The sequence below is a fragment of the Streptomyces sp. DH37 genome, from assembly GCF_029813835.1.
Classification (GTDB): Bacteria; Actinomycetota; Actinomycetes; order Streptomycetales; family Streptomycetaceae; genus Streptomyces.
The window spans coordinates 37,727-64,482 of record NZ_JARVKV010000031.1 but is presented as its reverse complement, the minus strand read 5'-3'; the positions used below and the strand labels follow the sequence as shown (position 1 = coordinate 64,482).

Annotated in this window: 22 protein-coding genes; 10 read left to right on the top strand and 12 right to left on the bottom strand. The window is 76.3% G+C overall.

Annotated features, from left to right (window positions below; translation table 11 throughout):
- Positions 1-56: 56 nt before the first annotated feature.
- Entirely contained in the window at positions 57-866 is an 810-nt protein-coding gene (locus QC029_RS17265; RefSeq protein WP_279556566.1) for an endonuclease, read from the bottom strand.
- A 76-nt stretch (positions 867-942) separates the two neighbouring features.
- Here QC029_RS17265 and QC029_RS17260 point away from each other — a divergent pair, with 76 nt between their 5' ends.
- The 4 genes from QC029_RS17260 (at position 943) to QC029_RS17245 (ending at position 5,697) form a co-directional block, all read left to right on the top strand.
- Positions 943-1,086, top strand: a complete 144-nt coding sequence (locus QC029_RS17260; protein ID WP_279556565.1) for a hypothetical protein — start codon at positions 943-945, stop codon at positions 1,084-1,086.
- 367 nt (positions 1,087-1,453) lie between these two features.
- Entirely contained in the window at positions 1,454-1,849 is a 396-nt protein-coding gene (locus QC029_RS17255) for a hypothetical protein (protein ID WP_279556564.1), read from the top strand.
- A gap of 6 nt (positions 1,850-1,855) precedes the next feature.
- Positions 1,856-2,782, top strand: coding sequence for a hypothetical protein (locus QC029_RS17250; RefSeq protein ID WP_279556563.1), 927 nt, complete (start codon positions 1,856-1,858; stop codon positions 2,780-2,782).
- Positions 2,779-5,697, top strand: coding sequence for a CHAT domain-containing protein (locus QC029_RS17245; protein WP_279556562.1), 2,919 nt, complete (start codon positions 2,779-2,781; stop codon positions 5,695-5,697). The genes QC029_RS17250 and QC029_RS17245 overlap by 4 nt, the downstream gene beginning before the upstream one ends.
- Before the next feature lie 63 nt (positions 5,698-5,760).
- Here the strand turns inward: QC029_RS17245 and QC029_RS17240 are convergent, their stop codons facing one another.
- Positions 5,761-9,414: a hypothetical protein gene (locus tag QC029_RS17240; protein WP_279556561.1), complete on the bottom strand. Its 3,654-nt coding sequence runs from the start codon at positions 9,412-9,414 to the stop codon at positions 5,761-5,763.
- A 257-nt stretch (positions 9,415-9,671) separates the two neighbouring features.
- Here QC029_RS17240 and QC029_RS17235 point away from each other — a divergent pair, with 257 nt between their 5' ends.
- Entirely contained in the window at positions 9,672-10,697 is a 1,026-nt protein-coding gene (locus QC029_RS17235; protein WP_279556560.1) for a helix-turn-helix domain-containing protein, read from the top strand.
- 140 nt (positions 10,698-10,837) lie between these two features.
- Entirely contained in the window at positions 10,838-11,629 is a 792-nt protein-coding gene (locus QC029_RS17230) for an SDR family NAD(P)-dependent oxidoreductase (RefSeq protein WP_279556559.1), read from the top strand.
- Here the strand turns inward: QC029_RS17230 and QC029_RS17225 are convergent.
- The 5 genes from QC029_RS17225 to QC029_RS17205 form a co-directional block, all read right to left on the bottom strand.
- Entirely contained in the window at positions 11,520-12,185 is a 666-nt protein-coding gene (locus QC029_RS17225) for a hypothetical protein (RefSeq protein WP_279556558.1), read from the bottom strand. The two genes, QC029_RS17230 and QC029_RS17225, sit on opposite strands and share 110 nt — an antisense overlap.
- A 128-nt stretch (positions 12,186-12,313) precedes the next feature.
- Positions 12,314-13,363, bottom strand: coding sequence for a hydroxyacid dehydrogenase (locus QC029_RS17220; RefSeq protein WP_279556557.1), 1,050 nt, complete (start codon positions 13,361-13,363; stop codon positions 12,314-12,316).
- Positions 13,364-13,474: 111 nt separating this feature from the next.
- Entirely contained in the window at positions 13,475-15,088 is a 1,614-nt protein-coding gene (locus QC029_RS17215; protein ID WP_279556556.1) for a substrate-binding domain-containing protein, read from the bottom strand.
- A 215-nt stretch (positions 15,089-15,303) separates the two neighbouring features.
- Positions 15,304-16,488: a PHB depolymerase family esterase gene (locus QC029_RS17210; protein WP_279556555.1), complete on the bottom strand. Its 1,185-nt coding sequence runs from the start codon at positions 16,486-16,488 to the stop codon at positions 15,304-15,306.
- A 161-nt stretch (positions 16,489-16,649) separates the two neighbouring features.
- Complete coding sequence (locus QC029_RS17205) at positions 16,650-17,990, bottom strand: PLP-dependent aminotransferase family protein (protein WP_279556554.1); 1,341 nt, start codon at positions 17,988-17,990, stop codon at positions 16,650-16,652.
- A 178-nt stretch (positions 17,991-18,168) separates the two neighbouring features.
- Between QC029_RS17205 and QC029_RS17200 the strand changes: the two genes are divergently transcribed.
- Positions 18,169-18,816 (top strand): LysE family translocator, encoded by a 648-nt coding sequence (locus QC029_RS17200; RefSeq protein ID WP_279556553.1) that lies wholly within the window; start codon positions 18,169-18,171, stop codon positions 18,814-18,816.
- Between the two features lie 73 nt (positions 18,817-18,889).
- Here QC029_RS17200 and QC029_RS17195 read toward each other — a convergent pair whose 3' ends face one another.
- Together QC029_RS17195 and ppk2 are read right to left on the bottom strand one after the other, a co-directional pair.
- The gene (locus QC029_RS17195; protein WP_279556552.1) at positions 18,890-19,990 is read right to left on the bottom strand and encodes a CapA family protein; all 1,101 of its coding nucleotides are present in this window, start codon (positions 19,988-19,990) and stop codon (positions 18,890-18,892) included.
- Between the two features lie 265 nt (positions 19,991-20,255).
- Entirely contained in the window at positions 20,256-21,119 is an 864-nt protein-coding gene (ppk2, locus tag QC029_RS17190; protein ID WP_279556551.1) for a polyphosphate kinase 2, read from the bottom strand.
- Between the two features lie 156 nt (positions 21,120-21,275).
- Here ppk2 and QC029_RS17185 point away from each other — a divergent pair, with 156 nt between their 5' ends.
- From QC029_RS17185 to QC029_RS17175, 3 genes are all read left to right on the top strand, one after another.
- Positions 21,276-21,518, top strand: a complete 243-nt coding sequence (locus QC029_RS17185; RefSeq protein ID WP_279556550.1) for an acyl carrier protein — start codon at positions 21,276-21,278, stop codon at positions 21,516-21,518.
- 108 nt (positions 21,519-21,626) lie between these two features.
- Positions 21,627-22,124, top strand: coding sequence for a YchJ family protein (locus tag QC029_RS17180; RefSeq protein ID WP_279556549.1), 498 nt, complete (start codon positions 21,627-21,629; stop codon positions 22,122-22,124).
- A 405-nt stretch (positions 22,125-22,529) separates the two neighbouring features.
- The gene (locus QC029_RS17175) at positions 22,530-23,102 is read left to right on the top strand and encodes a peptidoglycan-binding protein (protein WP_279556548.1); all 573 of its coding nucleotides are present in this window, start codon (positions 22,530-22,532) and stop codon (positions 23,100-23,102) included.
- A gap of 771 nt (positions 23,103-23,873) precedes the next feature.
- Here QC029_RS17175 and QC029_RS17170 read toward each other — a convergent pair.
- From QC029_RS17170 to QC029_RS17160, 3 genes are read right to left on the bottom strand one after another with little or no spacing between them, the layout of a single operon-like run.
- Positions 23,874-24,638 (bottom strand): cupin, encoded by a 765-nt coding sequence (locus QC029_RS17170; RefSeq protein ID WP_279556547.1) that lies wholly within the window; start codon positions 24,636-24,638, stop codon positions 23,874-23,876.
- Complete coding sequence (locus QC029_RS17165; protein ID WP_279556546.1) at positions 24,632-25,567, bottom strand: PmoA family protein; 936 nt, start codon at positions 25,565-25,567, stop codon at positions 24,632-24,634. The genes QC029_RS17170 and QC029_RS17165 overlap by 7 nt, the downstream gene beginning before the upstream one ends.
- On the bottom strand, positions 25,564-26,721 hold the full coding sequence (locus QC029_RS17160) for a Gfo/Idh/MocA family protein (RefSeq protein WP_279556545.1): 1,158 nt from the start codon (positions 26,719-26,721) through the stop codon (positions 25,564-25,566). The genes QC029_RS17165 and QC029_RS17160 overlap by 4 nt, the downstream gene beginning before the upstream one ends.
- Between the last annotated feature and the right edge of the window lie 35 nt (positions 26,722-26,756).

The window sequence follows — 26,756 nt, the reverse complement described above, 5'->3', positions numbered from 1 at the left end:
CGCCGCCGGGGCGCCGGTGGGCCGGTGCCCCGGCGGCGGGCCGTCTCGGCGGAGCCTCACCAGATCGCCTCGACCCACTCGGGGTGGTCGATGAACGGGTTCCGGTTGCGCTGGTAGTCGGCGTGGATGACCTCGTTGCGGCGCTTCTCGAAGGAGTCGGGCGGGTCCTGCAGGTTCCACTGCTTCAGGACGCTCAGCCGGCCGTGGTACGGGGCCGAGCCGTTGCCCGTCCGGTCGTTGGGCTCGAGGTCGGCGAACCCGTCGCCGCCCTCGTAGCGCACCGCCATGTAGAGGATCATGCGGGCGACGTCGCCCTTGACCTCGTCGCGGGGCTCGAAGCTGTCGCCGTCGGTGTAGTTGTCCGGGGCCCCGCTGACCGCGGACCCGCCGTTGTCGAAGTCCTTGTTGCCGCGGATGCTGTTGACCCGGACGTCCGCGGGGCGCAGGTGGTGCAGGTCGGTGCCGGGCCCGATGGTGGTGCCGAAGTCGCCGTGGGACTTGGCCCACACGTGCTCGCGGTTCCAGTCCCCCAGGTCGCCGCCGTGCTCGGACTTCGCCTGGGAGCGGCCGGTGTACAGCAGGATGACGTTGTCCGGGTCGGCGGGGTCCTCGTCGGTGTCGCCGAGCGCGTCCCAGACCTGGCTGTAGGAGAGCCTGGTCTGGTCGCTGATGATGTCGTGCAGGGCCGCCTTCAGGGCGGCGCCGGTCCTGCCCTGCGCGGACGCGTAGTACGTGTCGTCCAGGACGGAGACCCGGTCGGCGGCGGGAGCGGGAGCGGCCGTCACCGGGGCGGGGGCGGCCACGGCCAGCAGAGCGGCCGCGGCCAGGGCTATGCCTCCGACGACGGAACCACGGGAACGGGACATGTGGGGATGTCCTTTCGAAAGACCCGGAGCAGGGACTGCCAACGACTGTTCGATATGCGGAGCCTGTCATATGGGCATGACCCTGCCAATAGCGCAACGGGAAGACCCGGTGACCGTCGCGAGAACACGGATCCTTGCCGAGCACCACCCCGAACCGCCCGGCGGCACCGGCGTCCTGACGGTCCGCGCCCGGCAGGACACCGCGGAACGGCCCGGCTGACGGCCGTGCACCGCCTCGCCGCTCCCTTCCCGGAGCGGAGCCCGGAGGGCGTTTCCCCGGAACACCCGACGGCGCGCCCCGGGTGTGGAACAATTTCTCCGCCCGGCGTCCGGGGACGCGGTGTTCTCGGCCGCCCCCTTCGCGCGGGCCGGGTCCGGCACGACCGGAACCCCGTCGGCGGGGAGGCACGAGACGGGCCCGCGCCCGTCCCTTCGCCGGGCGCGGAGACCCCGAGCCCGCGGATCCGTGCGCCGGAGCGGTCTTCCGCCGCCGGCGGTCCGTTTCCTCCCGGCGGGGTCGGCAGCGGCCGGGGCTCGTGGGGTCCGGTCCGGGGGCGGCCGGCGCCCCGGAGGGAGGGGGGACGGCAATGCGCGACGAGGACATCGTGGCGGCGGCCCGCGACATCCGCGCGGAATCCTCGGCACCGTGGGCGAACGAGCCCGGGTTCGACGCGGCGGCACTGGACGCCCTGCTGCGGAGGGCTTCCTCCGGGGAACGGGTGGGCGACGAGATCCTCGCCCTGCTGGCGTCGAGCGCCGCGGTCCGCCGCGAGCTGAGCCGTCGCCTGCCGCAGGAGGAGGACACCGACCGATCGGCAGCGGACGGTCCCGGCTACTCGGGTCTGCCGGGCTTCGGTGAACCGAGCGCGGAGATCGTCTACAGGTGCTCCGCGTGCGAGTACGAGTACCCCCTCTTCGAGGTCGGCGAGCCCGTCCCGGAGGGGTGCCCCGACGGGCACGGCCCTCTCACGCCGGTGGCCTGACGCACCGTGCTCACCGCATTGTGGACGGGACTGGGCGGCAGGCTGGCCGAGCGGTGGGACTCCTCCGCCGTGATGTTCTGGACCGGCGGGGTGCTGGCCTGGGTGTGGGGCCACGGCGGTCTCAACGGACCCGGTTCCGGCTGGCAGGCGTTGGGAAGCGCCTGGGACCGGGAGTTCGGCGGCCTGTCGGCCGCGGCCCAGGCGGTGATCGCCGTACTCGTCCTGCTGGTCGTGGCCGGGTCGAGGCGGCTGGCGGAGGCGCTGACCCCCGGTGTGCTGCGGCTGCTGGAGGGCTACTGGCCCGCGTGGGCGTCACCGGTGCGGGCCGTGCTCGTCGGAGTGCGGGGGCGCGGCATCGAGCGCAGGACCGGCCGGTGGCGCGCCCTGGCCCGGCGCCGGGCGGAGCTGTCGACCGCCGAGCGGGCCGAGTACGCGGCGCTGAACGCGTGGCGTGCCACGGTGCCGCCCGCACCGGTGGACCGGATGCCGACCGGTCTCGGCGACGTGCTGAAGGCGGCCGAGTCCCGGCCCCGGCACCGCTACGGGCTCGACGCCGTCGTGTGCTGGCCGCGGATGTGGCTGGTCATCCCCGAGGAGGCCCGCGCCGAGGTCGCAGCAGCCCGTGCGCGGCTGGACGCGAACGTACGGCTGTGGCTGTGGAGTCTGCTCTTCGGCCTCTGGACGGTCTTCACCTGGTGGGCCCTGGCCGCCGCGCTCGTCGGGACGGCCGTCGGCTACCGGCTGGCCCTCTCCGCGTCGGCGCAGTACGGCCAACTGGTCCAGGCGTGCTTCGACCTCTACCGCGGCGGGCTCTACGAGGCACTGGGGCGGGAGCTTCCCTCCGACCCCCGGCGGGAGTACGAGGAGGGCAGGGAGTTGACGGCACACCTGGAACGCGGGCGGAGGCCCCGCGCCCCCGAGGAGCCGGCATGAGCACGAGGCGGGGGCGGGAGGTGGAGGAACAGCTCGGGTGGCTGCCCGTTCCCCGGCCGCCGATCCGTTTCCGCGCCCGGCTCGCGGCCGCGAGCCGGGCGCTCGCCGCCTACGTGCTCGACGGCGACGAGTCGGCTCGGCGGCTCCTCTCCGGCACGTTCGACCGGATAACCGCCGACGGGCACTTCGCCACCGCCCCCCGGGACTTCCGGGTCTCCCTCATGACCCGTTCGGGGGTCGCGCACAACTGGTGCGGAGTCGCCGATTACGACCACGGGGAGATGTTCCGGGCACGCGACCTCCTCACCGCGGCGCTGCGGCTCGCCTCCCCGGACGGTCCGGACCGGGCCTGGCTCGAGTACGCCCTCGCCAACACGCTGGGCAACCTGCGCGAGCCCGGCCGCGAGGCCGCACTGGCCGCCGAAGCCCTCGGACACGCCCGGCGCAGCGTGGTGCACGCCGCGGGCGATCCGCGGCTGGCGGCGCAGTGCAGAAGCGGCCTGGCGCTGTTCCTGGGCAACCTCTTCCGGAAGGAGGGAAGGATCTCCGTGCTGGACGAGGCCGTCGGCCACGCGGAGTGGGCCGTGGCCGCGGCGGGACAGGGACTCCTCGGCCCCAGGTTCAGGTTCGTGCTGGCCGACCTGCTGTCCGTCAGGTACGACGCCCGCGGAGGGCTCGGGGACCTCGACCGCGCCATCGAGCTGCTGCGCACGGACCAGGGTGCCCGCCTCCACGTCATGGCGCCGCAGGGCAGGGCGTTGCAGGGGACGCTCGGCGGCCTGCTGCGCCGCCGGTACCTGCGCACCCGGAACCCCGCCGACATCGACGAGGCGGTGCGGGTGCTGAGGGAGGCCGTGGACGGAGCCTCCCGGCCCGACCCGATCGGCCTGACCAACCTGGGCAACGCCCTGCTGACGCGGTACGAGGCCCGCCGTGAACCGGACGACCTGCTCGGCGCCTTCGAAGCGCAGCTGCGGTCGCTGGCCGCTCGCGGGGCGGACGGCCAGCGGACGGCCCCCGCCCACAACAACATCGGCAACGCGCTGGCGTCGGCCTGGCGCACGACCGGCGACCGCCGGCTCGGCGAAGCGGCGGTCGGGCACTACCGCACGGCGCTGGAGCTCACCGGGGAGAACGCCCCCGAACGCGCCTCCCGCGAGTACAACCTCGCGTCGGTCCTGCGGGCTCTGGGCGAGTCCGCGGACGACGGCCCCCCGGCCGGCGAGGCGGTCGCCGCCTACCGCGACGCCGTGCGCCACGGCCTGGACGCCTCGCCGGAGTGGGCGCTCGCCGCGGCCCGGCAGTGGGGCGGCTGGGCCGCGGAACGCCGCTCCTGGGAGGAAGCGGCCACGGCGTACACGGACGCGCTGGAGGCGGCCGGACGCCTGTTCCGGATCCAGCTCCTCCGGGAGGAGAAGGAGGCATGGCTGGCCGAGTCGCAGGGGCTTCCCGCGGAGGCGGCCCACGCGCTGTTCCGCGCCGGGCGGTGGCGGGAGGCCGTCGTCGCGCTGGAGGCCGGGCTCGGCCTGTTGCTGTCCGAGGCGCTGGAGGCGGAACGCGTCGACCTCGGCCGGCTCTCCGGCACGGACCACTCCGACCTGGCCGGGCGGTACCGGGCGGCGGTCTCGGAGCTGGAGGAGGCGATGCACCGCGGCACCGGCCCGGAGGCCCTGCGCCGCCACCGGGAGGCGGTCGACGAGGTGGCCGGGAGGATCCGTTCCACGGGCGGCTACGAACACTTCCTGGAGCGGACGGACTTCGCCGGCGTACACCGCTCCGTACCTCCCGGCGCCGTCGTCGTGTACCTCGCCGCGGCGAGCCCGTCCGGGGTCGCACTGGCGGTGGACGGGAACGGGGACGTGTCCGCCGTCGAACTGCCGACGGTGACCGCGGCGGCGGTCAGGCGCCGGATCGGCGCACTGCTCGGTGTCCGCCGCGACGCGTCCGGGACGTGGAGGGGAACGCTCGACGCGGTCACCCGCTGGGCGTGGGACGCGATCGTCTCCCCCGTGCTGTCGATCACCGGGAACTCCGGCGAGATCGTCTTCGTGCCCTCCGGGTCCCTCGTGATGCTCCCGCTGCACGCGGCCTGGAGACCGGTGCCGGGCGCCTCCGGCTCCCGGCACTACCTCCTGGACGAGCGCACCGTGAGATACGTCCCCAACGCGCGGGCGCTGGCGACCACCCGGAACATCGCGGCACGGGTGCCGGCCGACAGGGCCGTGGTCGTCGCCGACCCCGGGCCGACCTCGCGCAAACCGGTCGGGTACGCGCGGACCGAGGCGGCCTGGGTCCGGCGCTGGTTCCCGGTCTGCGACGTCCTTCGGGGCGGGGAGGCCGGCCGCGCGGCGGTCCTGGCGGCGCTGCCGCGGGCACAGGTCCACCACTTCGTCTGCCACGGCCTCGCCCGTACGGACAGCCCTCTGCGCAGCGCGCTGATCCTGGCCGGCGACGCGGAGCTCACCCTGCGGGAGATCATGCGGCTGCGGCTGGCGCGGTCCGGCGCCGGTGCGCGGCTGGCCGTGCTGTCCGCCTGCGACACGGCCGTGCCCGGCACCGTCCTGCCCGACGAGGTCGTCTCCCTTCCGAGCGGTCTGATCCAGGCGGGCGTCGCCGGGGTGGTGGCGAGCCAGTGGGCGGTCCGCGGCGAGGCGGCGAGCCTGCTGGCGGCGCGTTTCTACCAGCTCTGGCGGGCCGAGGGCCTGAGCCCTCCCGCGGCGCTGTGCACGGCCCAGCGGTGGCTCCGGGACACGACCAACTCGGAGAAGGCGCGCGACCTGGCGCCCGCCGCGGCCCTCGGCGCCGGGGACGAGGACCTGGCGGACCTGGTACGGGCCCTGCGGCTGCGCGACCCGAACGCCCGGCCCTACCTGCACCCCGCCGACTGGGCCGCGCTCGGCTACCACGGCTCCTGAGGAGGGCGCGCGGCGGTGCCCGCGCGGCGCCGGCGCGTTCGGTGCCGTCCCGCGCCCCGCCCGTCAGGGGCAGGAGGGGGCCGCGGGCAGGTCCGAGACCAGCTCGGACCAGCGGTGGGTCCGCCTCGCCCGGCAGATCTCGGCCGCCACGTCGCCGGTGTCGATCCGCCACAGGCGCTTCTCCTCCCCGGCGGTGGCGAGGACCCTGCCGTCCGGGCCCAGGGCCATGGCGGACACCTCCCCGCCGGTGGTGAGCGTGGCGGCCGTACCGCGCGAGGCCGTGTCCCACAGGTGGATCGTGCCGGCCCCCGCGGTGACCAGGGTCCGGCCGTCCGGCGAGAACGCCACGTGGTCCGCGCCGTCGGGGTGGCCCGTGAGGGTGGCGGCGGTGCGGTGCGAGGCCGTGTCCCACAGCCGTACGCGGCCCCCGGCGGCGGTCGCGAGCAGACGGCCGTCCGGGGAGAACGCCGCACCGGTGACCGGGCTTCCGTAGCCGGTGAGGGTGGCCCGCACCCGGTGGCCGCGCACCTCCCACACCCGCACGGTGCGGTCGGCGGAGGCCGTGGCCAGGGTGCGGCCGTCCGGCGAGAACGCCACCGCGTTCACCCGGCCGGTGTGCCGTCTGAGGAGCGCTCCGGGCCGGCCCGTCCCCACGTCCCACAGCCGTACGGCGTCGTCGGCCGCGCCGGTGGCCAGGGTGCGGCCGTCCGGCGAGAAGGCGATCGCCGTCACGCCGTCGGTGTGGCCGGACAGGGTGGCTCTCCGGCGGCCCGACGCGGCCTCCCAGAGGCGGACCGTGCCGTCGGCGGCGCCGGTGGCCAGGGTGCGGCCGTCGGGGGAGAACGCCGCCGCGTACACGTCGCTTCCGTGCGCGAGGGTGCCGGTCCGGCGGTGCGTCCCCGTCCGCCACAGTTCCACCGTCCCGTCGGCGGAACCGGTGGTGGCCAGGGTCCGGCCGTCCGGGGAGAACGCCGCCAGCCGGGAGAACGGCGCGGCGGCGCCGAGGACGGCCGTCCGCTGGCGCGTGGCGGTGTTCCACAGCTGCACCCGGCCCTCTCCGTCGGCGACGGCCAGGAGGCGGCCGCCGGGGGACAGCGCCGTCTCGTAGGGGGCCGGCTCGTCCCCCGCGGTGATGGTGGCGGTCGTGCGGTGGCTGCCGGTGTCCCAGAACCTGACCGTGCCGTCGGCGGCGGTGATGGCGAGGGTGCGGCTGCCGGGGCCGAACGCCAGCTCCCGGTGCGCGTGTTCGCGGCGGCCCGTCACCGCGGCGGTCTTCCGGTAGTGGTACGTCGCCGTGTCCCACAGCCGGGTGGTCTCGGTGCCGGCCGCGGCCAGGGTCCGGCCGTCCGGGCTGAACGCCACGTCGTAGACCGGGCTCCTGTGCCCCGTCGAAGCGCTCCTCATGACGGCGAGGGTGGCGGTCTCGCGGCCCGACGCGGTGTCCCACATGCGCAGGGTGGCGTCGACGCCGCCGGTGACCAGGGTGCGGCCGTCCGGCGAGAACGCCGCCGTGGTCACCTCGCCGCTGTGGCCGGACAGGACGGCGGTCTGCCGGCGCGCCGCGACGTCCCAGAGCCTCACCGCCGCGTCGCCGCCGCCGGTGGCCAGGGTCCGGCCGTCCGGGGAGAAGACCACCGTCGTGACCGGACCGGTGTGCCCGGTGAGGGTGGCGGCGACCCGGTGGGCGCGGGCGTCCCACAGCTTGACGCTGCGGTCGTCGCCCGCGGTGGCCAGGGTCCGGCCGTCCGGGGAGAAGTCGAGGTCGTTGACCCGGTCCGTGTGCCCGGTGAGGGTGGCGGCGACGCCGTGGGTGCGGACGTCCCACAGCTTGACGCCGTGGTCGCCGCCGACCGTGGCCAGGGTCCGGCCGTCCGGCGAGAACTCCATCGCCGCCACGGTGTCGGTGTGCCCGGCGAACTGGTCGGCCCGGTACCGGGCGTAGGCGCCCAGCAGGCTGCTGCGCGTCTCGGTGACGTCGGCCCGCTGGAAGGCCGCCAGGGCCAGCATCATGGCCGCCTCCGGACGCTCCCCGGCCATCGAGTCCGCCCGGGCGGCCAGTTCGTGCGAGGTGACGACGCGGCGCTGCTCCCGGGCGATGGAGTACTGCTGGAAGGTCGCCGCGACCGCGGCCGCGCAGAACACCAGCAGGACGGAGAGCACCGCCGACAGCCGGCGCAGCCGCCTGGCCCGGGCGCGGGCCTCCTCGGCCTCCTCGTTCTCGGCGGCCTCGCTGGCCAGCAGGAACTCCCGCTCCAGCGGCGTGAGGTCGGCCTCCGTGCCGCCGAGCCGGTCCCGCGCCGCCGCGAGCCGGGCGCCCCGGTAGAGGGCCCCGGCGTCGCGGTCCAGGGAACGCCACGCCTGCGCGGCCTCCGTCAGCTGCCGGTGGACGAGCAGCCGCCGCCGGTCCTCCTCGATCCAGCCGCGCAACCGCGGCCAGGCCCCTATCAGGGCCTCGTGCGCGAGGTTGACCGTGGAGCCGTCGAGGGTGACCAGACGGGCGCGTGCCAGCCGCTCCAGCACCTCCCCCTCGGCGGTGCGGCCCGGGCCGTCCGCCCCCAGCTCGCCGCGGTCGGTCGGGCGCCGGGTGTCGGGCGCGCCCTCACCGGGGTTGACCAGCCGCAGGAGGACCCTGCGGGCGGCGGCGGCCCGGGCGGGGTCCAGCCGGGTGTAGAGGTCCTCGGCGGTCTGGGCGATGGCGCCGCGTATGCCGCCGGCCGCCTCGTAGGCGGCCAGGGTCAGCGCGCGGCCGCGGCGGCGGCGCCAGGTCTCCAGCAGGGCGTGGGACATCAGGGGCAGTCCGCCGGGCTCACCGGTCGCCTCGTCCACCAGCCGCGCGGTGAGGGCGCGTTCGACGATCAGGCCCGCGTCGGTGGCCGGCCGGACGATGGCCCGGCGCAGTTCCGCCGGCGTCATCGGCCCGACCAGGAGCGTGGCGTCCCGCAGGGCGTCGGCCAGCGCCCGGTGGCCCGCGCAGTGCCCGAAGAAGTCGGCCCTGACGGCGACGACGACCCGCAGCCGGCTGCGGGGCCGGCGGGCCTCCAGCAGCAGGTCCACGAACTCCGTCCGCTCCTCCGGGTCGCGGCAGAGGGTGAAGGCCTCCTCGAACTGGTCGACGACGACCACGGTGTCCTCACCGGAGGCCCGGGACGCCGGTACGAGCAGGTGGGCGTGGGTGCGGACGGGGTGCGGACCGGGCGTGAAGACGCGGATGGCGGCCGGGCGCGTCCCGGTGGCGCCGGACCGCAGCGCGGGGATCAGCCCGGCGCGCAGCAGCGACGACTTGCCGCTGCCGGAAGCGCCGACGAGGGCCGTGAACCGGCCCTCCCCCACCAGGCGCACCAGGTCGCCGGTGAGCTGCTCGCGCCCGAAGAACCGCTTCTCGTCCTCCGGCTGGAAGCGCCGCAGTCCCGGGTAGGGCGCCTCGGCGACGTCCGCGCCGGCCGGCTGGGCCAGTACGTCGGCGGACGCCCGGCGCCAGCGCCGCTCCCACTCCCGCCGGTCCCCGCCGCAGGCCTCCGCGTAGGCCAGGGCGACCGGGAGCGTGGGCAGCTTCCGGCCGGCGGCCGCCTCGGCCAGGGTCGCCGCGGAGTAGGGGGCCCGCTGCGCCATCGCCCGGTAGGTGGCGCCGCCCGACTCCCGGCGCAGCCCGCGCAGTTCGGCGGCGAAACGCTGCACCGGTCCCGCGGCCGGATCCAGCGGTTTCTCCCGACGCCCCATCGCGTGCCCTCCCCCGCCGCGTCCGCGGTCCGGCGTCACCGTAGGCCGCCCGTGCCCGGCCGACAAGTCCGCGCGCAGGCCCTCCGGTTCCGCCGCGGCGCACGCCGCGGGACCGGCCGCGAATTGTCCGGCGTGGCGGAACGGGCCTGCCTGACAACCCGTGTCCGCCGAGACTCGGTGCCGGGCGTGGCCGAACGGACCGGTGTGCTCGGGCCGGGTCGGCGGCGGGAGACACGACCGGGAGAAGGAGGAGCACGGTGTACGAGACGGCGTTCAGGAGCGAGGAGTTTCCGGCGGCGGAGCGGTTCGGCCGCTGGCGCGAACTGGTCCAGCGGGCCCACGCGCCCCTGGAGGCGGACAGCCCCCACCGCGCGGACTTCCAGGGCCGGCTGCGCGTCCTGGGCGTCGGCGCCGTGACGGTGTGGCCCGCCACGTTCCAGCCCGCCGTCCTGCGGCGCACCCCCGAGCTGATCCGGCGGTACGACCCGGAGGCCGTCCACGTGTCCCTGCCGCTGCGGGGGCGGCTCAGGGTCGCCCGGGAAGGCCGCGCGGACGGCTACGGCCCCGGCTCCCTGTGCGTCCTGGACACCTCGTGCCCCTGCGAGGTCTGGGCGGGCGACGGCGACGGCCCGTACAGCGGCATCGGCCTGGAGGTCCCCCGGAACCTGCTGAACCTGCCGCCCGGCCGGCTGGCCGAGGTGACCCGCCACCGGCTGTCGGCGCGGGAGGGGCTGGGGGCGCTGCTGGCGCAGTTCCTGAGCACGGTGGCGGCCGACGCCGCCCGCTACCGGCCCTCCGACGGGCCGCGGCTGGCCGCGGTCGCGGTCGACCTGCTGTCCGCCCTGTTCGCCCACGCCCTGGAGACCGACCGCTCCCTGCCGCCGGAGGACCAGCGGCGGGCCCTCCTGCGGCGCGTCCAGGCCTTCATCCGCCGGCATCTGCACGACCCCCACCTGTCCCCGCGGACGATCGCGGCGGCGCACCACATCTCCCTGAGCCATCTGCACCGCCTGTTCCGGGACGAGGGCTCGACCGTCTCTGCGTTCCTGCGCGACCAGCGGCTGCGGCGCATCCGGCAGGACCTGTCCGACCCCGGCCTGCACGGCACGCCCATCCACGCCGTCGCCGCCCGGTGGGGCCTGACCGACCCCTCCGCCTTCAGCCGCGCCTTCCGGCTCGCCTACGGCACCTCGCCCAGCGACTACCGGCAGCGGGCCCTGGCTCCCGGGGGGACGCCGGCGGTCGCGCGGAACGGTCTCGTGGCGAACGCCGCCGGGCGCTGAGCGCGGCCGGGCACGCACCCCCGGACGGCCGTACGCCGCGCGGCCGTTCGGTGGTACCGCTCCCATCCCCGGGGCATGATCGGAAGCGCAGCACGGTCCCGGCGACCGGCCGGGACGTGCGCGGACCACGAGGAGGAGCCATGGCGGCCGAGGGTGCCGGCATCAGTGTGTTCGTGACGGGTTCGGCGGACGGCATCGGGCGCGAGACCGCGGCCACCCTCGCCGCGGCGGGCCACCGGGTCGTCCTGCACGCGCGGAACGAGGCGCGGGCGCGGGAGGCGCGGGAGGCGGTGCCGGAGGCCGCCGGGGTGCTCACCGGGGACCTCGCGTCGCTGGCGCGGACCCGGGAGCTGGCGCGGGCGGCGGCCGGGGCGGGCCCGTTCGACGTGGTGATCCACAACGCGGGCGTCGGCGGCGGGGCGGCGGAGCGCGTCGTGACCGAGGACGGCCTGGAGCGCGTCTTCCAGGTGAACGTCCTGGCGCCCTACCTGCTCACCGCGCTGATGCCGCGGCCGCGCCGGCTGGTCTACCTGACGTCCGGTCTGGAGGCGCGGGGCACGGCGGCCCTGGACGACCTGCGGTTCGAGAGGCGGCCGTGGGACGGCATGCAGGCCTACTCGGACTCCAAGCTGTACGACGTGGTCCTGGCCTTCGCCGTCGCGCGCCGCTGGGGGGACACGCTGTCCAACGCCGTGGACCCCGGCTGGATCAAGACCAGGATGGGCGGGCCGAACGCCCCGGACAGCCTGCCCGAGGGCGCGGAGACGCAGGTGTGGCTGGCCACCTCCGACGAGCCGGCGGCCACCGTCACGGGGCGGTACTTCAAGCGGAGGCGGGAGCTGAGGGCGAACCCCGCCGCGTACGACCCGGCCGTCCAGGACGGCCTGCTGGCCGCCTGCGCGGAGCTGACCGGGGTCCGGCTGCCCGGGTGAGGGTTCCGGGTGCGGCGGCCTTGCGCAGCATGCCCATCTTCTGCTCGACCGGCTTCTGCTGCTCGCCCTGGAGCGCGCTGACGACGGTGAGCGCCCCGGTCAGGACGGGGATGCTCCACTGGGCCCAGCGCAGCTGCCGCTCGGCGTCCTCCACGGAGACGGGGTGGTCCTGGGCCGCGGCGGACTTGCCCGGGTCGGAGGAGGTGGCCATCTCCAGCTTCTTGCCCAGGACGCGGCTGTAGGCGGTGGCCGCCAGCGCCGCGCCGGTGAGGATGGTCTTGATCGCCGAGGAGGCGCCCACTCCCCGCTGGTGCTCGACCCGGTAGAAGTTGGACGCGAGCAGCGAGACGGCGCCCGCGAGGTGGGCGGCGATGGCCACCCCGTTGACCGGCGTCCACTTCGCCCACCCGATGCTCGCGATCCTGTCGCCGGCCTTGGCGTCCTCCCATTCCCGTGCGACGCCGTTCAGACCCACGGCGCCCATCAGGGAGCCGCCGAACCATGCGCCCATCCCCAGGTCGTGGAGGCTGCGGGCGAGCGTGTTGCGTTCGGACACGATGATCTCCAGTTCGCCTTATGCCGCTTTCGTGACATTCGTGAGATTCATGGCATTCAAGGCATACCAGAGGTTCAGAGGGTCCGCCGCTCGAAGTCGTACGCCCGGACCACCACCGCGGGCCGCGCTCACGCCTGCACCTCCAGCGTCTGCCGGGTGACCGGGTCGGCGGGCGGCGCCCCGGACGCGTACCGCTCCAGTTCGTCCAGCGCGGCGGCGGCCATCCGGCGCGTCTCGGAGCCGAGGGAACCGGCGACGTGCGGGGTGAGCACCACGTTGGGCAGGTCGTACAGCGGCGAGGAGGGCGGCAGCGGCTCGGGGTCGGTGACGTCCAGGACCGCGTACAGCCCGTCCTCCGCACACGCCCGTTCGAGTGCCGCGGTGTCCACCAGGGCGCCGCGGGCGGTGTTGACCAGCACCGCGCCGGGCGGCAGCGCGGCCAGCTCGGCGGCCCCGATCAGGTGGCGGGTCCGCGGGAGCGAGGGGGCGTGCAGGCTGAGGACGTCGGCCCGCGGCAGCGCCTGCTCCAGGGTGACCGGTTCGGCCCCCTCGGCGGTGATCTCGGCCGGGTCGGCCACGGGGTCGACGACCAGGACCCGGGCCAGGCCGAGTCCGAGCAGCAGCCGCGCGACCCGGCGGCCGGTCCGGGAGAAACCCACCAGGGCCACGGTGCGGTCCGCGCCGCTCAGCTCGCCGTGCCGGTCCCGGTAGCTCCAGTCGTCGCGGAAGCGGCGGGCCTCCGCGGCCAGGAACGGCGCCTTCTTGAACGCCCACAGGATCGCGGCCAGCGTGTACCGGGCCACGGGTTCGGCGTTGGCCCCGGCGGCGGTGGTGACCAGCAGCCCGCGGTCGAGGACGGCGCCGCCGACGTGGTGGCGTACGCTGCCGGCCGCGTGCAGCACGGCGCGCAGCCGGGGGGCGGCCCGCAGCACCCCCTCGTCCAGCGGCGGGCATCCCCAGGAGGTGATCAGCACCTCCGTCCCGGCCAGGCGGCGGCGCACCCGGGGTGACTCCAGCTCGTGGGCGGCGAGCGGCTCGCCGAGCGAGGCCAGGGCGCGCAGTCTGGCCAGTTCGGCCTCGCCGAACTGGGTGCGCAGCGTGTCGCGGTCCATCACCAGCAGCGTCTCGGGCCTGCGCGGTCCGGCTGCGGGCGCCGTCGGGAAGCGGCCGGGTGGCATGGGGGCACCTCCGGGTGGGTGGACGTCTCCGGCGGTTCGCGGGAGACGGTCCAGGTTCCTACGGACCGCCGGCGAGGGGCCGCCGCCACACGGGGGCCGGCGGCCGTCCGGTCACCCGGCGGCCCCCGCCCCCTCCGCCCCCGGGGGAGCCGTCTGCGGCACGGGGCGGCACAGCACCGGGTTCTGCAGTTCGGCGCAGGGGCGGTGGCCGCGGGAGCGCACGATGTCCCTGCCGACCTCGTTCGTCAGGTAGCGCAGGAAGGCGGCGGCCAGCGACGTGGCGGGGGGCTCCCCGTAGGTGTGGGCGTACTCCGTCTCCCAGAAGGGGTAGGCCCCGTGGTCGGCCTCCTCCAGCGTGGCCCGCCGGCCGCCGATGCGCACCGGCAGCAGGTCCTTCCGGGTCGACGCCTCGTCGAGCCCGCTGTAGCCGATCGCCCCGGGCGTCTCCGCCACCTCGTCCAGCACCCCGGTGGTGGAGCCCCGTTCGCAGGAGACGGGACCGCGCGGTGCGCCGGGCCGCGGGTTCTCGCAGTCGTCGGACGTGGGGGCGAGGCTCTGCGCCCTGCCGAGGACCCGCCGCTCGAAGGCCTTGCGGGTGCCGGAGTCGCTGTGGCGGCTCACCAGGCGGACCGGCAGGTCCTCGCCCCCCACCTCCCGCCAGTTGGTGATCCTCCCCTCGTACAGGTCCCTGATCTGCTCCGGCGTGAGGTCCTGGACCCCGGCGTCCCGGTGGACGACGAGGGTGAAGAGGGTGAAGGCGACGGGGCGCGGCAGCAGCAGCGGCTGGTCGTCGCGCTTGGTCCCGTCGGTGAACGCCAGCATCTCCGCTTTCCCCGCGCCCCTGCGCTTCCCCTCCCGCTCCAGCGCGTCCAGCCCCTCGTCGCTGCTCTCGAACGCGTAGTGGAACTCGACGCCCTGCTGCGCGCAGGTCTCGCCGTACGCCTTCGCCGCGTCCCGCAGCACGGGCTCGAAGGCCGTGGATCCGGTGAGGGTGAGCTCGCCCCCCGCGCAGTCCAGCGGCGCCCCGGCGCCGTCGCGGCCGAGGACCGAGAAGGCGAGCTGACCGAGGATGACCGTGACGAGGAAGCAGATCAGCGCCACGGCCCGCCAGGACGTCCCGGTCTGGCTCCTGGTCTCCTGCACGCCCCCGTTGCCGACCCCGCCCTTGATGCCGCCGATGACCTCGGGCGGCGCGAACTCCGCACGGGGGTCGGCCTCCGTCCCGTCGGTGCGCTCCAGGGCGGCCAGGACCTTGTAGTGGGCGGAACGGTTCAGCGGCACCTTGGGGAGTTCGATGACGCCGTCGCGCACGTTCAGCCCCGAGTCGTCGTTGAAGCAGGGGCGCAGGAAGTCGTCGCTGAGCTCGGTCACCACCATCCCGGCCACCCGGCGGCCCGGGAACCTCACCCGGATGCCGACCTTGTCGTCGGGGAGGACGGCGTAGTCGTCGATGTCGATGTGGGTCGCGCCGCTGTTCTCGATGCGCAGCAGGACGAACGACGGGTCGGTCAGCCGCGTTCCGTCCCCGTCCTGCAACTGCTGCAGCGCGCCCGCGTACTGGACGCCGGCGTACCGGGAGTGGACCGCGTCGGTGGCGGTGGTGTCCATCTGCACCCGGTAGCCGAGCCGTTTGCGGCCGACGAAGACGAACTCGTAGAGCGCGGCGGCGATCGGCACGAGCACACCGAGCACCGCGAGAAGGACTTCCCACCGAAGCACGTCCATGATCTGTTCCGCCCCCCGCGAAGAACATGGTGAGGGCCGTCAACATACGGGCGGACGGTGCTCCGGCGAAGTGGTGCGCACGGCTTCCGGCGAGTGTTCACCGGCTGTTGGGGGACGGTGCGCCGGGTGTACGGCGCGCCGTACGCACGGCGCCGCCTCCGGCTCCGCGGAGGCGCGGTGGGGGCCGCTCCCCGCGGAGCCGGAGGCGGGGCTCCTCAGCCGCAGGACGCCGTGCGCTCGTACCGGCCGGGTCCGGTCTCGGCGAGGGAGGTGACGGTGTGGACGTTCCACAGCCCGAGGGCGTCGCCGGAGCCGACCGCGTAGGCGTAGCCGTAGCGGACGGTGGCGCGGCCCTGCCGCACATGGGTGTAGTTGCTCGCCGTGAAGCAGGCGGGCGTCCCCGGGTCCCCGGGGTCGCCCGGACCGGGCGCGGCGCCGCCCAGGCCCCAGTCGGCGGTGATGTACGCGGTCGAGCAGATCAGGTCCGCGGTGTACGCGCCCGTCGTGCCGCAGCCCTCCGACGGGCGCACCGGGACGGCGTGCCCCATGCCGGAGACCCGGTAGTCCCGCACGGCCGTGCCGCCGGGGGAGCCGTAGTCCTTCCGCGTCACCCCGCCCGGCAGCGAGGCCGTGCCGTCCGCGGCGGCGTCCGTGCCGTGCGCGTTCGTCCACTGCTTCACCAGCTCGTTCGCGTTCGCCGGGACGACCGTGGTGTCGGAGGTGCCGTGCCAGACGGCGACCGACGGCCAGGGGCCGCCGTAGCCCGGGTTCTGCGCCCGGACGAGGTCGCCCCACTGGGCGGTGGTCCTCGCGACGCCCGGGTTCATGCAGCCGAACGCCTGGACCATGTCGGTGGCGCAGCCGTGCGGCACGCCGGCCAGCACCGCGCCGCCCGCGAAGACGTCGGGGTACGCGGCGAGCACGCTCGCGGCCATCGCGCCGCCGCCGGAGAACCCGGCGACGTACACCCGGGACGGGTCGGCCCCCACCGCGCCCACGGTGTGGGCGACCATCTGGCGCAGCGACAGCGCCTCCCCCCGGCCGCGCGAGGCGTCGCCGCTCTGGAACCAGTTGAAGCAGCGGGAGGTGTTGTTGGCCGTCTCCTGCTGCGCGGCGACGAGCGCGAAGCCGCGCTCCTCGGCGTACGCGCGCCAGCCGTGGGCCGTCACGAAGCCGGGCGCGTCCTGGGTGCAGCCGTGCAGGACGAGGACGACGGGAGCGCCCGCGGGCAGGTCGCCGGGGACGTAGCGGTACATGGTCAGCGCGCCCGGGTTGGAACCGAAGCCGGTGACGCGTTCGAGGTCGGCGGCCGCCGCCGGGACGGCGGACAGCCCGGTGAGCGCCAGCGCGAGCGTGCCCAGCAGCACGCCCGCCCGGCGCAGGAGGTTCGGGGCTCTCATGCGGGGGTCCTTTGCCTGAAAGGGACCTGACAATTACGGTCGCACCGTAGGCCCGTGACCGGGGCCGCTCGAACGTGCCGGTGTCACAGAGCCGCCGTCGCGCCGGTGGCGCCCGCCCACATTGCCCCGGACGCCGACGCCCCGGCCGCCGGTCACGCCGGTCACTCGAGCGGGGCGGCGTCCTCCGGCGCCGAGCGGGCGAGGGCGGCGAGGGTGTCCAGGGCGCGGGCGAGGACGTCCGGCGGCGGTGAGGCGAGGGCGATCCGTACCGCGTGGGGAGCGCGGGCCCCGCCGACGGCGAACGCCGCGGCCGGGGTCACGGCGATGCCCTGCCGGGCCGCGGCGGCGACGAAGGTGTCGGCCCGCCACGGGCGCGGCAGCTCCCACCAGCAGAAGTACGACAGCGGGCCGCCGCGCACCGCGAAGCCCTCCAGCCCGCGGGCGGCGATCTCCTGGCGGGCCGCCGCGTCCCGCCGCTTGGCCTCCGCGACCGCCTCCACCGTCCCGTCGGCCCACCAGCGGGCCGCCGCGTCCAGGGCGAAGCGCGCAGGCCCCCATCCCCCGGAGCGCAGCGCGGCGGCGACGGCGGGCACGAGGGCGCCGGGGGCGACGGCGTACCCCAGCGTCAGACCGGGGACGAGCCGCTTGGAGAGGCTGTCGACGAGCACCGTCCGCTCCGGGAGCAGGGCGGCCAGCGGCGGCAGGTCGCCGCGGAGGAAGGACCAGACGGCGTCCTCGACCACGCCCAGCCCCAGCCGCCCCAGTACGTCGGCCAGTTCGGCCCGCCGCCGCTCGGGCGTCACCAGGCCCAGCGGGTTGTGCAGGGTGGGCTGCGCGTAGACGGCCCGCAGCGGCGCGGCGCGGTGGGCGGCGGCGACGGCCTCGGGGACCAGGCCCTGCTCGTCCACCGCCAGCGGGACGACCTCCACCCCGAGCCGGGCCGCGACGGAGCGCACCACCGGATAGGTCAGCTCCTCGGCGCCCAGCCGCCCGCCGGGCGGGACCAGCGCGGCGATCGCGGCGGCGACGGCCTGGCGGCCGCCGCCCGCGAACAGCACCCGGCCGGGGTCCGGCCGCCAGCCGCCGCGGGCGAGCAGTTCGGCGGCGGTGCCGCGCGCGGCGGCCGTACCGGCGGCGCCCACGGGCCGCACGGCGGACTCCAGCACGTCCGGGCGCAGCAGCGGGGCGATGCCGGCCGCCAGGAGCGCGGACTGCCCGGGAACCACGGGGTCGTTGAGCTCCAGGTCGATCCGGCCCTCGGCCGGCTCGGCCAGCGCCGGGTCCGCCGTGCGCGCGGACGCGCGGACGAAGGTGCCCCGGCCGACCTCGCCGACCGTCAGGCCGCGGCGGGCGAGTTCGCGGTAGACGCGGGCGGCCGTGGAGTCCGCGATGCCGTGCCGCCGGGCGAACTCCCGCTGCGGGGGCAGGCGGTCGCCCGGTCTCAGCCGTCCCGCGGCGACGTCCGCCGCCACGCCGTCGGCGATCCGCCGGTAGTCGTCCAAGGGGCCCGCTCCCTCCCGCCGGCTCCGCGCGGCGCCGGAGGCAACCCAAGCACAACATTGCACCGAGATCAATATTCCTTATTGCACCGACGCACAGACGGTGCATACGCTCGGCGGACGACGACCCCGCGGGCGGCCCGACGCCCCGGACCGGCCCGTGGAGAGGCGGATGCGAGCCATGCTCGGAGCAGAGGCGGTACTCGGCGTCGCGGCGGTCTCGCTGGGCATGGTCCTCACCCCGGGGCCGAACATGCTCTACCTCGTCTCCCGGAGCATCACCCAGGGACGGCGCGCCGGGCTCGTCTCCCTCGGCGGCGTCGCCCTCGGCTTCCTCGTCTACCTGACGGCCGCGAACCTGGGCCTGTCGGTCGTCTTCCTGGCCGTCCCCGGGCTCTACACCGCCGTGAAGCTCGCCGGCGCCGCGTACCTGGCGTGGCTCGCCTGGCAGGCGCTCAGGCCCGGCGGCGCGTCCGTCTTCGCCCCGCGGGACGTCCCGCACGACTCGCCCCGGCGCCTGTTCGCCATGGGTCTGACGACGAACCTGCTCAACCCCAAGATCGCCGTCATGTACCTCTCGCTCATACCCCAGTTCGTCGATCCGGGGGCCGGGCACGTCCTCCTCCAGGGATTCGTGCTCGGAGCGGTCCAGACGACGGTCAGCCTGGCCGTGAACCTCGCCATCGTCCTGGCCGCCGGCTCCATCGCCGTCCTCCTCGCCCGGCACCCCTCCTGGCTCCGGCTCCAGCGGTACGCCATGGGGTCCGTCCTGGGCGTGCTGGCCGTCACCCTGGCCGTCGACAACGCCCGTCCCGCACGGGCCGCCTGACACCACGGCGGTGCGCTGACGGACGGGCGTCCCGGCGCGCCCCGGCTTCCCGCCGTCCCGGCGGCCGCCCGCGTCACCGCCGCAGGACCAGTGCGCCGTCCGGCTCGCGGCCGACGCGCGAGCCGAGGCCGCGGCCGGTCCGGTCCAGGGCCGCGCGCAGCCACCGGGAGTCCTCCCGCGAGGCGCGGTGCAGCCGCATCCGCCGCGCCTGGAGGGGCACCATCCGCACCTCCGCCAGGCGGCCGTCCGGCTCCAGCCGGACGAAGTACAGCAGCCGCAGGTCGTCCCGGTACCGCTCGTGGCCGGTGATGCCCTCGTAGTCGTCGACGAGGTCGCCGCAGCCGTACAGCACCGGCCTGCCGCGGTACGCCTCCAGGGGGCGGGGGTGGTGCGAGGAGTGGCCGTGGACGACGTCCGCGCCGCCGTCGACCAGGGCGTGCGCGAAGCGGACCTCCTCGCGGGAGACCTCGTACCCCCAGTTGGGCCCCCAGTGGACCGAGACGACCGCGATGTCGCCCGGTCGCTTGACCCGCCGTATCCGGTCGGACACGGCGGCGGCCTGCGACGGCTCGGCCACGACGTCCACGCCGGGCCGGCCCGCGCCGGCGGCCCAGCCGGGCGGTATGCCGCTGGAGGGCATGCCGAAGGCGAGGACCAGCACCCGGCGTCCGACGCCGGCGGGCACGGCGGCGGGCCGCCGTGCGGCGGCGAGGTCGCGTCCCGCCCCCGCCGTGGCCGTCCCCGCGTCCGCCAGGGCGTCGAGCGTCTCCTCCAGGCCGGGGCGGCCGAAGTCCAGGACGTGGTTGTTGGCCAGGACGCAGACGTCCGGGCGGACGGCCGACAGGCAGGGGAGGTTGGCGGGATTCATCCGGTAGTGGACGCCCTTGCCCGGCGCGAACGCGTCGGCGCGCGTGACGGCGGTCTCCAGGTTGACCACCCGGACGTCGGGGGCCGCCTCGTCGATCGCCTCCAGTGCGTCGCCCCAGGGCCAGGTGAAGCCGGCCGGCCGGGGGATCGGCCCGTTGGCCTCCTCCGCCAGCTCGACGTAGGCGCGGGCGTCCCTGATGTACGCCTCCCGCAGCGCCGGGTCACCGGGGTGCGGGAGGATCTGGTCGACACCCCGGCCGAGCATCACGTCACCGCAGAGGAACAGGGTGACCGGGTCCCCGCGCATGCTTCCAGCGTAGGAGCGCCCGCCCGGAAAGTCCCGTGCTCCGCCCGGGGGCCGGCCGGTCCCCGGGCGGGGACCGTCGGCCCTGTGGTCACGGCCCCGCGCGTGGTGTCCTGGTGGCGGCCCCGGAGGCGGCCACCGGACGCGGGGAACGGAACGGAGCGGGACCGCGCACCGCGCCGCCGGAGCCCGCGGGGAGCGGGCGGCCTCCCGGCGGCCCCGTGTGCCCGGCGGGACCCCGTACGCCGGGCACACGGCGCGCGCGGCGCTACGCGCCCTCCTCCGCGGCCCGCTCCAGGGAGGCGGCGTGGTCGGGGACGTAGGTCTGGGTCTCCCGCGGCGGGCGCCGGTAGCCGGTGGGCTCCGGGCGGGGCGGCAGGCTCAGCTCGGGCAGTTCGACCTCGTGGTACGGCACGCTGGACAGCAGATGGGCGATCATGTTGACGCGCGCCCGCCGCTTGTCGTCCGCGTCGACGACGTACCAGGGGGACTCCGGGGTGTCGGTGTGGGCGAACATCTCGTCCTTGGCGCGCGAGTACGCCTCCCAGCGGACGCGGGACTCCAGGTCCATCGGCGACAGCTTCCAGCGCCGCACGGGGTCCTCCAGCCGCGACTGGAACCGCCGCTCCTGCTCCTCGTCGCCGACCGAGAACCAGTACTTGCGCAGCAGGATGCCGTCCTCGATCAGCAGCCGCTCGAAGACGGGGCACTGGCGCAGGAAGCGCGCGTGCTCCTCCTCGGTGCAGAACCCCATGACGCGCTCCACGCCCGCGCGGTTGTACCAGCTGCGGTCGAACAGCACCATCTCGCCGGCCGCGGGCAGCTGCTCGGCGTAGCGCTGGAAGTACCACTGGGTGCGCTGGCGTTCGGTGGGCGCGGGCAGGGCGACGATGCGGGCCACACGGGGGTTGAGGAACTCGGTGACGCGCTTGATGGCACCGCCCTTGCCCGCCGCGTCGCGCCCCTCGAAGACGACGACCAGCCGGGCGCCGGTGGAGCGCACCCACTCCTGCATCACCACCAGCTGCTCCTGGAGCCGGCCCAGCTCCTTCTCGTACACCGGGCGGGGCAGCCGGGCGGGCCGGCCCCCGTGCTTCTTCCGCGACCGCTTCCCGTCGTCCTGTCGTGGCATCTGCGTCCCTCCCGCGCGGGGCCGGCGGCGGGCCGCCGGTCGCGGCACGCCCTTCGACCCTTCTGCCCGTTTCCCGCGAACAAAGGCTGTTTTCCCGTGCGATACCGGGAAACACGGATGCTCGATCCACGTGACCCGACCTCGGAGATGGTGAGTATGGCAACCGGAGAGACCGGATTCAGCGACGTCGTCTACGACCTGATCTCGGTGCAGTACCACGCGCTGAAGGCCGGACACGACTACGGGCAGTACGTCCGCGACGCCGAGAACGCGGGCAAGCAGGAGATCGCCGACTTCTTCCGCACGGTGATGGAGGAGGACTCCCGGCGCGCCGCCCAGTGCCACAAGTACCTGGCGCAACTGTCCGGGACGGAGGACGCGGGCCCGGCCGTCCAGTAGGGCGCGGAGCCCTTCCCCGGGCGGGGCCGGGGCGCCCGCGGCCCCGCCGTCCGCGGTCGCGGGCGCCCCGGCCCGCGCGCACCCCCGCGCGGCGGTCACCATGGGGGCATGTCACGACGCCGATCCCGTCCGCGGCCGACCGCGCCCTCCGCCCCGTCCTCCCCCTCCTCCTCCGGCCCCTCTTCTCCCGGTCCCTCTTCCTCCGGTCCCTCCTCCTTCGGCCCCGACGCGCCCTGTCCGTGCGGGCTGCCCTCCTCCTACGGCGACTGCTGCGGCCGGTTCCACCGGGGCACCGCCCCGGCCCCCACCGCCGAGGCGCTGATGCGCTCCCGCTACAGCGCCTTCGCCGTGCGCGACCGGGCCTACCTGCTGCGCACCTGGCACCCCGGCACCCGGCCGGAGCGGCTGGAACCGGACCCGGAGGTGCGGTGGCGGCGCCTGGAGATCCTCGGCACCACCGGCGGCAGCCCCTTCCACACCGAGGGGACCGTCTCCTTCCGCGCCCACTTCACCGAGCGGGGGCGCGCGGAGGTCATGGAGGAGCACAGCCGTTTCGTACGCCACGGCGGCGAGTGGGTCTACCTCGACGCCTCCGGCGCGCACTGACGGCTCCCGGCGCGGGCCGGGCTCCCGGCGGGCCGCGGAAAGAGGCGCGCACCGGTGGCGCACGACCGGCTCCGGTGGGGCCGTGACCGAGTATCGTCGTCCGGGGGACCATCCGTGAGCGATCGCGTACTCTGCGGCACGGTGTCGCGGCGGGTCGCGCACCGGCCTCGGAGCGTTCGCGCGGGCGGGCGTCCGGCGGCTTTCCGTACCCCGCCGTGCCCTGCCGTGCCCCGCCGTACGAGGGCAGAGGAGCGACAGGAGGGGGAGATGGCGATCCGTCCCGATCCGAGGCCGCCGTTCCGCCGCCCGGCCGGCGGGCGACCGCGGTCCCTGGGTCCGTGGGACAGTCCGCGGCCGGCCGTACCGCACCGGTCCGGCGACGGCCCGGCCGCGCCGGCCGGGCCCGTGGCGCCTCCCGAACCGCGCACGGGCTTCCTGACCGGGCGGCGCGGCCCGCGCACCACCGCCCTGATCCTGACGACCGGAGCGATCGGCTCCGCCCTGGCGGCCCTGCTGGTCGCCTCCGGTGTCCTGACGCCCACCGGTCCCGGTCTCCCGCTGTTCGGCCCGCCCCCCGCTCCCCCGGCTCCGGCGACGTCCGCGCCGGAGACCCCGGCGCCCGCGTCCGGCCCGCCGTCCCCCGGCACGCCGACTCCCGGCACACCGGCTCCCACACCGTCCGCCGCCCCGTCCCCGCCACCGGCGTCCGTCCCGCCGTCGCCCACCCCCGCCTCCCGGCAGTCGCGGGCCGCCGACTCCGGCGTGCTGCGGCAGGGGGACAGCGGCCCCGGAGTGGAGGAGTTGCAGGAGCGGCTGCGGCGGGTCCCGGACATCTACCCCGACGGGGACGTCGACGGCCGCTACGACGCGGAGGTCGCCGCGGCCGTCGCCCGGTTCCAGCAGTGGTACGGCGTCCGGGGCGACGAGGAGGGCGTGTACGGCGACGACACGCGGCGCGACCTGGAGGCGCGCACCTGACCCGCGAGGGCCGGCGGGTCCGCGCACCGCCCGTGCGCGGGCGACGGGCCCTTCACCTCACCGTACGGCCCCCCGGCGGGGCGGCAGGGCGGCGGGGAGGGCCGGCCCGGTGCGGCGCGGATCACCGTGCGCCCGGGGCGCCGGTCCCGGACGGCCCGGCGTGTTCCGGCGGTCGCCGGCCGGGCGCGAGGAGGCGGTCCCGGCCGGGCGCGTCGCGCCCGGGTCGAACCCCGCCCGCCGCAGCCGCTCGGCCGTCCGTTCGCGCCGGACGGCCCCGGTCCCGAAGCACGCCGCCGGGAGCACGGCGGGCACGGCCCCGCGGACCGGCTTGGCCGTGCTGTGCTTCCCGTCCAGCAGCGACGCCGGCGGGGCGACGGCCCCGCGCCCCGGGCGACCGCCCTCTGCCCCGCGTTCGCGCCGCCTCCCTGGACGTCGCGCCGGAGGCGGGCCCCCGCCGGCGCGAGCGCATCGGGGCGGGTGTCGCGGTACAGGCCGACGCGGACCTCCCCGTCCTCCGGGCCGGGCCGGTGCGCCCGCCGGTACCGGAAGCCGTGGTGCTCGGCGATGTGCACGGGAGGCGAGTTCCTTCGCGGCCGTGGGCGGGCGACCGGGTTCGGCCACGTCCTGACCCGCGATCCGCCGGAGCGTCCCCGTGATCCCGCGATCCCGCGATCCGCGCTGTTCACGCGTCCCCCCGGGGCACGTGGTGCCGTGGGCGTCGCGGCCCGACCGGACCCTCCGGCTTCCGCCGACGGCGGGGCCCGCCGGCCGTCACTCGCCGCCGTACGGCAGGGTGGCGCCGGGGATCTCGTACTCGTCGCGGCGGCCGCACATGCCGAGGCCGCCGCGCCGGGTCGCGTGAGCGGACCAGGCCGCGGCCTCCGCCAGATGTCCGGCCTCGCCCCGTGCCAGCGCGGCGAGCTGCGCGCCGGTGCGCTCCGCCGTCGCCAGCGCGCCGGCCCGCCACAGGCGCTCCCAGCCGGGCGCCCTGGGCGCGACGAGCCGGGCCGCCGCTCGGTGGAGGTCCAGCAGGGGGCCGGGGTCGCCTCCGGCCAGCGCGGACCGCAGCGCGAGGTAGCCCTCGACCGCCAGGTCCCGCCGGCGCCGGGCGGCCTCCTCCGCCTCCGGGCCCTCCCGCGCGGGCAGGGCGGCGGCGGCCGCGTACCGCTCCGGGTCGGCCAGGACGTGCGGCGGGAAGGTGAAGACGGCGTCCCCGGCCTCGGGCAGACCGCCGTTCTGCATCAGCACCGTGACCCGCAGCCCCTCGTGCTGGACCATGCGGTGCACGGTGCCGGGGGTGAACCAGGCCACCGAGCCGGGCGCCAGCTCCGTCTCCCGGCAGCCGCTCGGGGTGAGGGTCTGCACGGCGCCGCGCCCGCCGGTGACGACGTACGCCTCCGTGCACACCAGGTGGAGGTGCGGGCTGCCGCCGCACACCCCGTCGGCGGCCTCCCAGTCGTACGCGTCGACGTGGGAGAGGCCGACCGCGCCCGGCAGCGGGGCGGGCGGCGGCCCTCCCCGCGGCGCGCTCACCATCCGTGCGCCCCCAGCCAGGACTCCACCCGGTCGCGGTCCCAGGCGCCGTCCGCGACGACCACGCGGTAGCGGTAGGCGAGGTCCTCGCCCGGCGGCAGCTCGAACTCCTCGAAGAACGCCCAGGAGAAGGCCACCACCGGGGTGGGCTCGGAGCGCACGAACCAGTGGGAGGCGTGGATCGCCCCGTCGTTCTCGGGAGCGTGGGCGAAGACGAGGGTGCTGTGCGCGTCCTCGCCGTCGCGTTCGGCGGTGAAGGCCAGCCAGGGCGCCCGCGTCCCCATCATGGCCGCGGCGCCCTCCTCCCCCCTGCCGCCCCGGCCGCCGGGGCCGAGGACGTCGCCGCCGGTGAGGTCGCGCGGCCCGCGCCAGTGGAGGCCGGTGTAGCCGGCCATCTCGCGTCCGGCGGTGGTCGGGGAGCCGAACACCAGCGGCTCGGCGCGGACGTTGGTGAGGCGGATCGACCAGTCCAGCGCCCAGGCGCCCTCCTCCGGCCGCGCCGAGTGGACCTCGACCGTGCGCGTCTCGCGGGCCCACTCCCCGCCGCCGTTCTCCACCCACGTCAGCCGCTCGACCAGGCGTGCCCGGTCCCCGGCCGCTTCGACGGCCCCGAAGGCGTCGTGGCGCATCGACCCCACGCGGTCGCGCAGGGGCAGGTAACCCCGGCCGTGGACGTAGGAGTTGCCGCCCCAGAAGTTCTGCCCGGACAGATGGCTGGCGGTCATCTGCAGGCCCTTGTGCCAGCGGTGGTCGCTGGGCCGGTAGCCGGTGACGGTGCGGCCGGCCAGGGTGCGCAGCGGATGGACGTACGGCTTGCGGGACTCGAAGGCGTCCGGGTCGGGCCGGTACACGTAGGACATCAGCTCCACCCCGCCGCAGGCGAACGAGACCCGCTCGCCGTGGGTGTGGGTGACGGTGATGGGCGCGCTCATCGGCTCTCCTTCGCGTTCGCGGGGGTGCGCGGCGCCCATTCGGGGTGGTCGCCGTGCATGGCGGTGTAGTGGGGGTCGCCGGGGGCGATCTCGCCCGCGCGCACCGGCAGCCCGGTGAAGGCCGCCTTGTACAGGGCGGCGGTGAACTCCAGCGTCCGGCGGGCCTCGTGGCCGCTGCCGGGCGGGCGGACGCCCGCGCGCCGGGCGGCGAGGACGGCCGCGAGCTGGGCGGTGTGCGAGCTGGGCAGGTCGGCGGCGGGGGTGCGCCAGGCGCGGACGCGTTCGGCGGCGTCGGAGGCCCGCGCCACGTGGGGGGCGGGGGTGTAGACCCAGTCGTCGTTGGAGTGCCCGTACAGATGGCTGAGTTCGACGGTGGCGTCGGAGCAGTCGATCCGTATGCGGCTGACCTCGTGGGGGGACAGGACGCTGTTGACGACGGTGGCCATGGCGCCGCTCTCGAAGCGCACCAGGGCGGTGGAGACGTCCTCGCTCTCCACGTCGTGCACCAGGCGTCCGGCCATGGCGCGCACCTCGGCCCAGTCGCCGAGCAGGTGGAGCAGCAGGTCCGTCTGGTGGATGCCGTGGCCCATGGTGGGCCCGCCGCCCTCGGTGGCCCATCTGCCGCGCCAGGGGACGGCGTAGTAAGCGGTGTCGCGGTACCAGGTGGTCTGGCAGTGGGCGACGAGCGGCGCCCCCAGCGCTCCGGAGGCGAGCAGCTCGCGGGCGTGGGCGGCGCCGGAGCCGTAGCGGTGCTGGAAGAAGACGGTGGCGTACGGGCCGCCGTCCTCCTCCGCGCCCTCGGCTGCGGCGATCTCGTCGCACTCGGCGAGGGAGAGGCACAGCGGCTTCTCGCACAGCACCCACGCGCCGGCGCGCAGCGCGGCCACCGCCTGCTCCCGGTGGAGGGAGGGCGGGGTGCCGATCAGCACCAGGTCGGGGCGCTCCCGCTCCAGCATCAGGGCCAGGTCGGTGTAGCCCCGCACCGCCTCGCCCGCCCGCGCGCGGAAGGCGTCGAGCCGCCCGGCGTCCACGTCGACGGCGGCGACCGTCTCGACCTCGTCCGCGTGGGCTTCGAGGGCGGGCAGATGGCCTCCGGTGGCGATGGCCCCGGTGCCGACGACGGCGGCGCGGAGGCGTGGGGTGGCTGCGGGCATCGGGGACGGGCTCCTTCGTCGGTCGACAGTGATGG